This window comes from Aeromonas sp. s6, assembly GCF_040907815.1.
GTDB classification, from domain to species: domain Bacteria; phylum Pseudomonadota; class Gammaproteobacteria; order Enterobacterales; family Aeromonadaceae; genus Aeromonas; species Aeromonas caviae.
The window spans coordinates 45,526-51,562 of sequence record NZ_JBFOCN010000085.1 but is presented as its reverse complement, the minus strand read 5'-3'; the positions used below and the strand labels follow the sequence as shown (position 1 = coordinate 51,562).

The following is a 6,037-nucleotide window of genomic DNA, read 5'->3' as shown; positions in this document are numbered from 1 at the left end:
TCATCCAGGCGCGCCAAAAACTGGCTGACCAAGCCGTTCGACAGGTGTTCCAGCAGACCGCCACACTCTGGCATCAGCAGTGTCAGCACCCCACCTGGGCCGGCTTGCAGCTGCTGGCCGTGGACGGGGTGGTCTGGCGCACGCCCGATACTCCGGACAATGCCGGCGCCTTTGCCAAGTCGAAAACCGTCCAGGGGGAGACGCAATATCCCCAGGTCCGCATGTTGTGTCAGATGGAGCTGACCAGTCATCTGCTGACCCAGACAGTGATGGACTCCTGTGCGGTAAACGAGATGGTGTTGGCAGAGCAACTGATTGAAAAAACACCCGATAATAGCCTGACCCTGTTCGATAAGGGCTTCTACTCACTGGGGTTACTCCATGCCTGGCAACGCCAGGGCGTAGCGCGTCACTGGCTTATTCCGCTGAAAAAGGGGGCTCAATACGAGGTCATCCGCAAGCTGGGGCGGCAGGATGTGCTGGTACGCCTCAGTGCCAGTCCGCAGGCCAAGAAGAAGTGGAGCGAGTTGCCGGAGCAGTTCGAAGCCCGGCTGCTGACCCGGACGGTAAACGGCAAGGAGCGGCAGGTGCTGACCTCGCTCACCGACCCGCTGCGCTTCCCGGCCAGCGAGTTGATGGAGCTATACCAGAATCGCTGGGAAATCGAGCTGGGCTATCGGGAGATGAAACATAGCCTGCAACAGCACCGGCTGACGCTGCGCAGCAAGAAACCCGATGGAGTAAGGCAGGAGCTATGGGGCTTGGTATTGGCCTATAACCTACTGAGATATCAGATGGTTAGGATGGCGGCGAGCTTAAAGGGCTATACGGCCAGCCAGTTGAGCTTTCACATGGCATCGGTGTATCTGCTGCATGAACTCAGTTGCCTGCCGTTTGTGTCACCGGGCATGGTTCCAGGGCGTGTCGCTGAGTTGGACAAACAGGCAGAGCAGTTCAAGTTACCCGCCCGCCGAGAACGAAGTTACCCAAGGTGCATCAAAGCCAAACCACAGAAGTATGCGACGAGAAAACCTAGTAAAAACAATGCCAGTCAGGCTTAACTGACTGGCATTAGAGCCATCGGCTCCCCTTTTTATTCAGGCCAGGTCGCTATTTCTGCCGACCTGCGAAGACCACGACCACTTTGTCTTCTCCTTTCTCCCGCACGAAGCCGTAGGGGGCATCGGAAATCTTCTTGTGGCTGCCCGCCGCGATGGCAGGGTGGGCGGCACGGAACTGGCCGAGCCGTTGCCAGTGCTTGACCAGCTCCGCCTTCTCGCCACTCGCCAGCTCCTGCCAGTTCATGTCCGAGCGCACGCTCTGATCGAACACGCCGCCATCCTTGGCAAGCCCCCGGCCGGACTCGTCGCCATAGTAGATCTGGATGCCCCCCGGCAGCAGCATGAAGCTGTTGGCCACCCGCCGTTGCAGCGCCACGTCCTGGTAGTCGCCGAAGAAGAGCTTGGTGTCGTGGGAGCTGATGTAGCTCAGCACGTTGAACTCGGGATCCTGGTTGATGCGGCTGGCATAGCTCGCATAGGTGGGCTCTGCCCCCGCCATGCACTGGGCCTGGGGCAGGGCGAATTCACGCTGGTAGTCGAAGTTGATCAGGGAATCGAAGCCGTGCTGGTACCAGAAGTCCTTGGCGACCCCGTGATCCCACACCTCGCCCACCATGTAGAAGGGAAGGTCATCGAGGGCCTTGCCCGGGTTGGCGGCCTTCCACTCCTTGAGCGCGTCGGTGCCCGCCTGCTTGAGCCTGGCCCAGACCGCGGGCTCCAGGTGCTTGACGGTGTCGGCACGGAAGCCGTCGATGCCGAAGCGGCGCACCCAGTCGGTGTGCCAGGCAATGAGGTAATCGCTCACGGTGGCGTTGGGCAGGGCCTTGGCCCTGGTGTCTTTTTTGGCAGCGAGCAGCGGTGGCAGCCCCACCGATCTGGTGGATTCGGTCAGGAAGTCCGGCAGTCCCGCCACCGAGCCGGTGACGTCGTCGGTGCCGGGTTGCGGGTAGCCGGGCAGGCCGGCCCGCACCCAGTCAGGGCCCCACCACTTGTCCCAGTGGGATGACTGGTAGTCGATGAACTGGTTGTAGCCATGCCAGTTGAGGCCGCCGCTCGGGCGCCATTCGTTCCAGCGACTCGGCAGTTTGCCGGTGTTCTGGGTGAGATCGGTGAGCCCCAGATCCTGCAAGTCGGCGAGGGTGGCGTAGCCTGCGTGGTTCATCACCACGTCGAGGATGATCCGCATGCCGCGCTTGTGGGCCTCGTCCACCAGGGTTTTCAGGCTCTCTTCGTCGCCGTAGTTGGGATCTATCTTGGTGAAGTCGAGCGCCCAGTAGCCGTGGTAGGCGTAGAAGGGGAAGTTCCCCTGTTCGCCACCGCCGATGAAGCCGTGGACCTGTTCCACCATGGGGGTGATCCAGATGGCGTTGATGCCGAGTTGCTTGATGTAGTCGAGCTTCTCGGTCAGCCCCTTGAAGTCACCGCCATGCCAGGTGGCCACTTCGTCCTGACCATCCTTCTGACGACCGAAGCTGTGATCATTGGCGGGATCGCCGTTGTGGAAGCGGTCGGTCAGCAGAAAATAGACGCTCGCCTGATCCCAGCTAAAGGGAGCAGGCTTGGCGGCCTTGACCGGCTCGAGCAGCAGCAGGCCGCCGCTCTCCTTGCTCGGTGTCAGGGTGATCTTGCCGCCCTTGACCACGGCTTCCTGTCCCGAGTAGGCATCCCGCAACCGGGTGCCGTCGGGCCAGACTCCCTTGAGTGATGTCGTGACCGGGCCGCCATCCCAGCTGATGCAGGGCTCTTCCGGAGGCTGGCGTTTGAACTCGCTCTTTTTGGTTGCCCGCAACACCTTGAGGCTGGGGGTATCGGGGTTGAAGGTGAACTCGTAGTCCCCCGCCAGCATCACCCTCAGATGGAAGTCTGTCCCCTTGTTGCACTTGTCCATGGGCTGGGCGGTGCCGAAGGGAAGGGGCTTGGCCTCGGTTGGCCCGAAGCTGGTGCCGCAGCTGTTGCCCGCATCGCTGATGCGGATCTGGTGGCTCCCCTTGTCCAGTCTGTGGGTCAGGGTGACGGTGCCCTTGTCCAGCGTCAGCGCCTCGGCCACCGGTTTGCCATCCACATGGAGATAGACCTCGGGGGCGGCCATCGCCTGACCGATGAACAGCGGTGTGGCGAGCACGGCCAGCCACAGGGGTGATGGGCGAAGAGCGGGGCGCGAAGAGAGACGCATAAGCCATTCCTTGAGCAGAGTGTGAGGAGCAGGGTCCGTTGAGGCACTCATTCTAGGGCGCGCTGGGGCAGGCTTGGACCGGTAAAATACCGATTTGTGACGTCAGTTCAAATGGTTACGTTTTCAAGAATGGAAAAGTGTGAACCGGGTGTCGCGGCCATGAAAAAGCCGGTCAGTTGACCGGCTTGTAGGCATTCGGGGTGGCGTCACACGGTGAAGAACTTGAAGTTGACGAAGGCCACCGCGATGAAGGAGGCAACCATGCCGCTGATGCAGAGCACCGCAGGGCGGATGGCAGGCCAGCGATGGGCCAGCAGCACGATGGCCAGCAGAGTCGGATAGAGGCCGAACATGTAGCGGGGCATGGCGTTGAGACCGGTCATCAGGGGGATGGTGCAGCAGATGAACATCAGGGTCGCTTCGGCCCAGCGTTTCTGGCTGAACAGGTAGCCATTCAGGCACCAGCCGAAGATCACCATGATGGAGAGATAGGCCTTGCGCCCCCCCAGCTCGAAGCCGCTCAGCCACCAGTCCAGGGGGCTGTCCATATAGCGGCCCCAGGCCACCTGTATGTGCTTGAAGGCCAGGGCATCCCCGGTGAGGTGATAGAGATAGACCATGTAGGAGAAGAGGCCGAGGGGAATGAGCCAGAGGGTGAACACCACCTTGAAGGCGCGCTCGGTGAAGCGGAAGAACTCGCGCCAGCCGTAGGCCTGCAGGGCCAGGATCAGCACCGGGAACACCATCATCACCCCCAGGTTGCGGGTGGCGGAGATGAAGATGCCGAGGAAGGCGACCATGAGCCACTGTTCGCGGTAGGCGAACAGGAACATTCCCAGCATCAAGGCCATGAACATGGGCTCGGTATAGCCGGAGACGAAATAGGCGGAGAAGGGGGAGAAGGCCAGCAGCCAGACCCCGAAGCGGGCGGTGTCGTCCCCCAGCTTGAGCTGGCGCAGCACCAGCAGCATCAGGGGCAGGCTGATGAAGAAGGCGATGTTGGCTACCAGCATCAGGCCGATGAGGCTCTCCATGTCAAACAGGCTGGAGAGACCGCCGGCCAGCATGGGATAGAGTGGCATGAAGGCCCAGTTCGCCGCATTGCCCTTGCTCAACCAGCGTGGATAGAGGTCGTAACCATTCTCGATGATGCGCTGGAACCAGACGCAGTCGAACTGGCAGTAGGCCTGCAGCGGCCCGATGTCGGTGGCGCCATAGAGCTGGACGCCGAAATAGCCCATGCCATAGAGCGCCACCCGGCTCAGCACAAAGGCGGCGACAATCATCAGCCAGTCGCGGCCGCTGATGCGCAGTGACGGGCGATAGGGGAGTGCAGCCCCGGTTGACGGGGCGGTATTGGTCATATCATTCATCAGGCAAAAACCCAGATACGGGAGAGAACGTAGGTGAGCACGGTGACGGTCAGGGTGGCGATCACCACCGGCAACAGGCCGGAGAGACCGGCAAACAGCAAACCGCTCAGGATGAGGTTACGCACCGCCAGAGAGAAGAGGGCAACCAGCAGGAACTTGCTGGCGGCACCTTGTTTCTGAAAGGTGATGTAGCGATGGCCGAAGAACGAGAACCAGAACGCCACGGCAAAGGCCAGGGTCGTGACCAGGTGCTCGGAGATGGCCGGCCAGGTATGAAACAGGGCGATGGAGGTACCCAGATCGACGAGGGTGGCCCCCCCGCCGACAAAACCGAAGCGAACCAGCCGCCAGAATTCCTCGCGGGAGATCATTGAGACGCCTGCTCCTGCTGATCATCAGCGGCTTTCGCGGCGGCCTTCTTGCCAGCGCTCTTCTTGCTGGTGGTGGGCACTTCCTGCTTCTGCTCTTCATCCTGCTTGGCGTACTGGCCGTAGACCCCTTCGATGAGGTAGACGGGGCGCTGTTTCACCTCGACGAACATGCGGCCGATGTACTCGCCGATGATGCCCAGCGACAGCAGCTGGATGCCGCCGAGGAACAGCATAACCGACATCAGGGAGGCGTAACCGGGCACGTCGATGCCGAAGAAGAGCACCTGGGTGATGATCTTGAGGATATAGAGGAAGGCGATGAAGGAGACACCGACCCCGATGTAGCTCCACACCCGCAGCGGCCAGCTGGAGAAGCTCATCAGGCCGTCAAGGGCGAAGTTCCACAGCTTCCAGTAGTTGAACTTGGTTTCGCCGGCATGGCGGGCCGGGCGCTCGTAGGGGACGCCGACGGCGCGAAAACCGGCCCAGGCGAACAGCCCCTTCATGAAGCGGTTGCGCTCCGGCAACTGCTTGATGGCCTCGACCACCTTGCGATCGATGAGGCGGAAGTCACCGGCGTTCTCCGGCAGCTTGGTGCTGGTGGAGAGGGCGTTGAAGAAGCGGTAGAAGCCACCGGCGGTCAGGCGTTTCATCGGGGTATCGGCGCTGCGATCCACCCGGATGCCGTAGACGGTGTCATAGTCGCCGGTCTGCCACAGCTTGACGAACTCCAGAATGAGAGAGGGGGGATCCTGCAGGTCCACGTCCATGGGGACGATGGCGTCGCCCTTGGCCTGGTGCAGGCCGGCGGTCATGGCCGCTTCCTTGCCGAAGTTGCGGGCCAGGTTGACCAGGGTCACACGGGGATCCCGGGCGATGGCCTGCTCGACCACCTCACGGGTGCGGTCACGGCTGCCATCGTTGACGAACACGATTTCAAGCTGGTCTTTGAGCGGGGCCAGTTCGGTATCTATCGCGCTGATGAAGGCGTCTATGCTCTCTTCCTCGTTGTAAACGGGAACGACCAGAGAGAGTCGAAAATCGGCACGGGACATGGGA

5 protein-coding genes are annotated in these 6,037 nt (G+C 61.4%); 1 reads left to right on the top strand and 4 read right to left on the bottom strand.

Annotated features, from left to right (window positions below):
- The coding region (locus AB5Y50_RS13370) for an IS4 family transposase (protein ID WP_368162444.1) at positions 1 to 1,061 on the top strand (1,061 nt) is incomplete at its 5' end.
- Positions 1,062 to 1,110: 49 nt separating this feature from the next.
- Here AB5Y50_RS13370 and AB5Y50_RS13365 read toward each other — a convergent pair.
- From AB5Y50_RS13365 to AB5Y50_RS13350, 4 genes are all read right to left on the bottom strand, one after another.
- Positions 1,111 to 3,234, bottom strand: coding sequence for an alpha-amylase (locus tag AB5Y50_RS13365; protein WP_010673437.1), 2,124 nt, complete (start codon positions 3,232 to 3,234; stop codon positions 1,111 to 1,113).
- Between the two features lie 206 nt (positions 3,235 to 3,440).
- The gene (locus AB5Y50_RS13360; RefSeq protein ID WP_029313951.1) at positions 3,441 to 4,607 is read right to left on the bottom strand and encodes a membrane protein; all 1,167 of its coding nucleotides are present in this window, start codon (positions 4,605 to 4,607) and stop codon (positions 3,441 to 3,443) included.
- The gene (locus AB5Y50_RS13355) at positions 4,607 to 4,978 is read right to left on the bottom strand and encodes a GtrA family protein (protein ID WP_010673439.1); all 372 of its coding nucleotides are present in this window, start codon (positions 4,976 to 4,978) and stop codon (positions 4,607 to 4,609) included. Before AB5Y50_RS13355 ends, AB5Y50_RS13360 begins: the two co-directional genes overlap by 1 nt.
- On the bottom strand, positions 4,975 to 6,033 hold the full coding sequence (locus tag AB5Y50_RS13350) for a glycosyltransferase family 2 protein (RefSeq protein ID WP_010673440.1): 1,059 nt from the start codon (positions 6,031 to 6,033) through the stop codon (positions 4,975 to 4,977). Before AB5Y50_RS13350 ends, AB5Y50_RS13355 begins: the two co-directional genes overlap by 4 nt.
- Between the last annotated feature and the right edge of the window lie 4 nt (positions 6,034 to 6,037).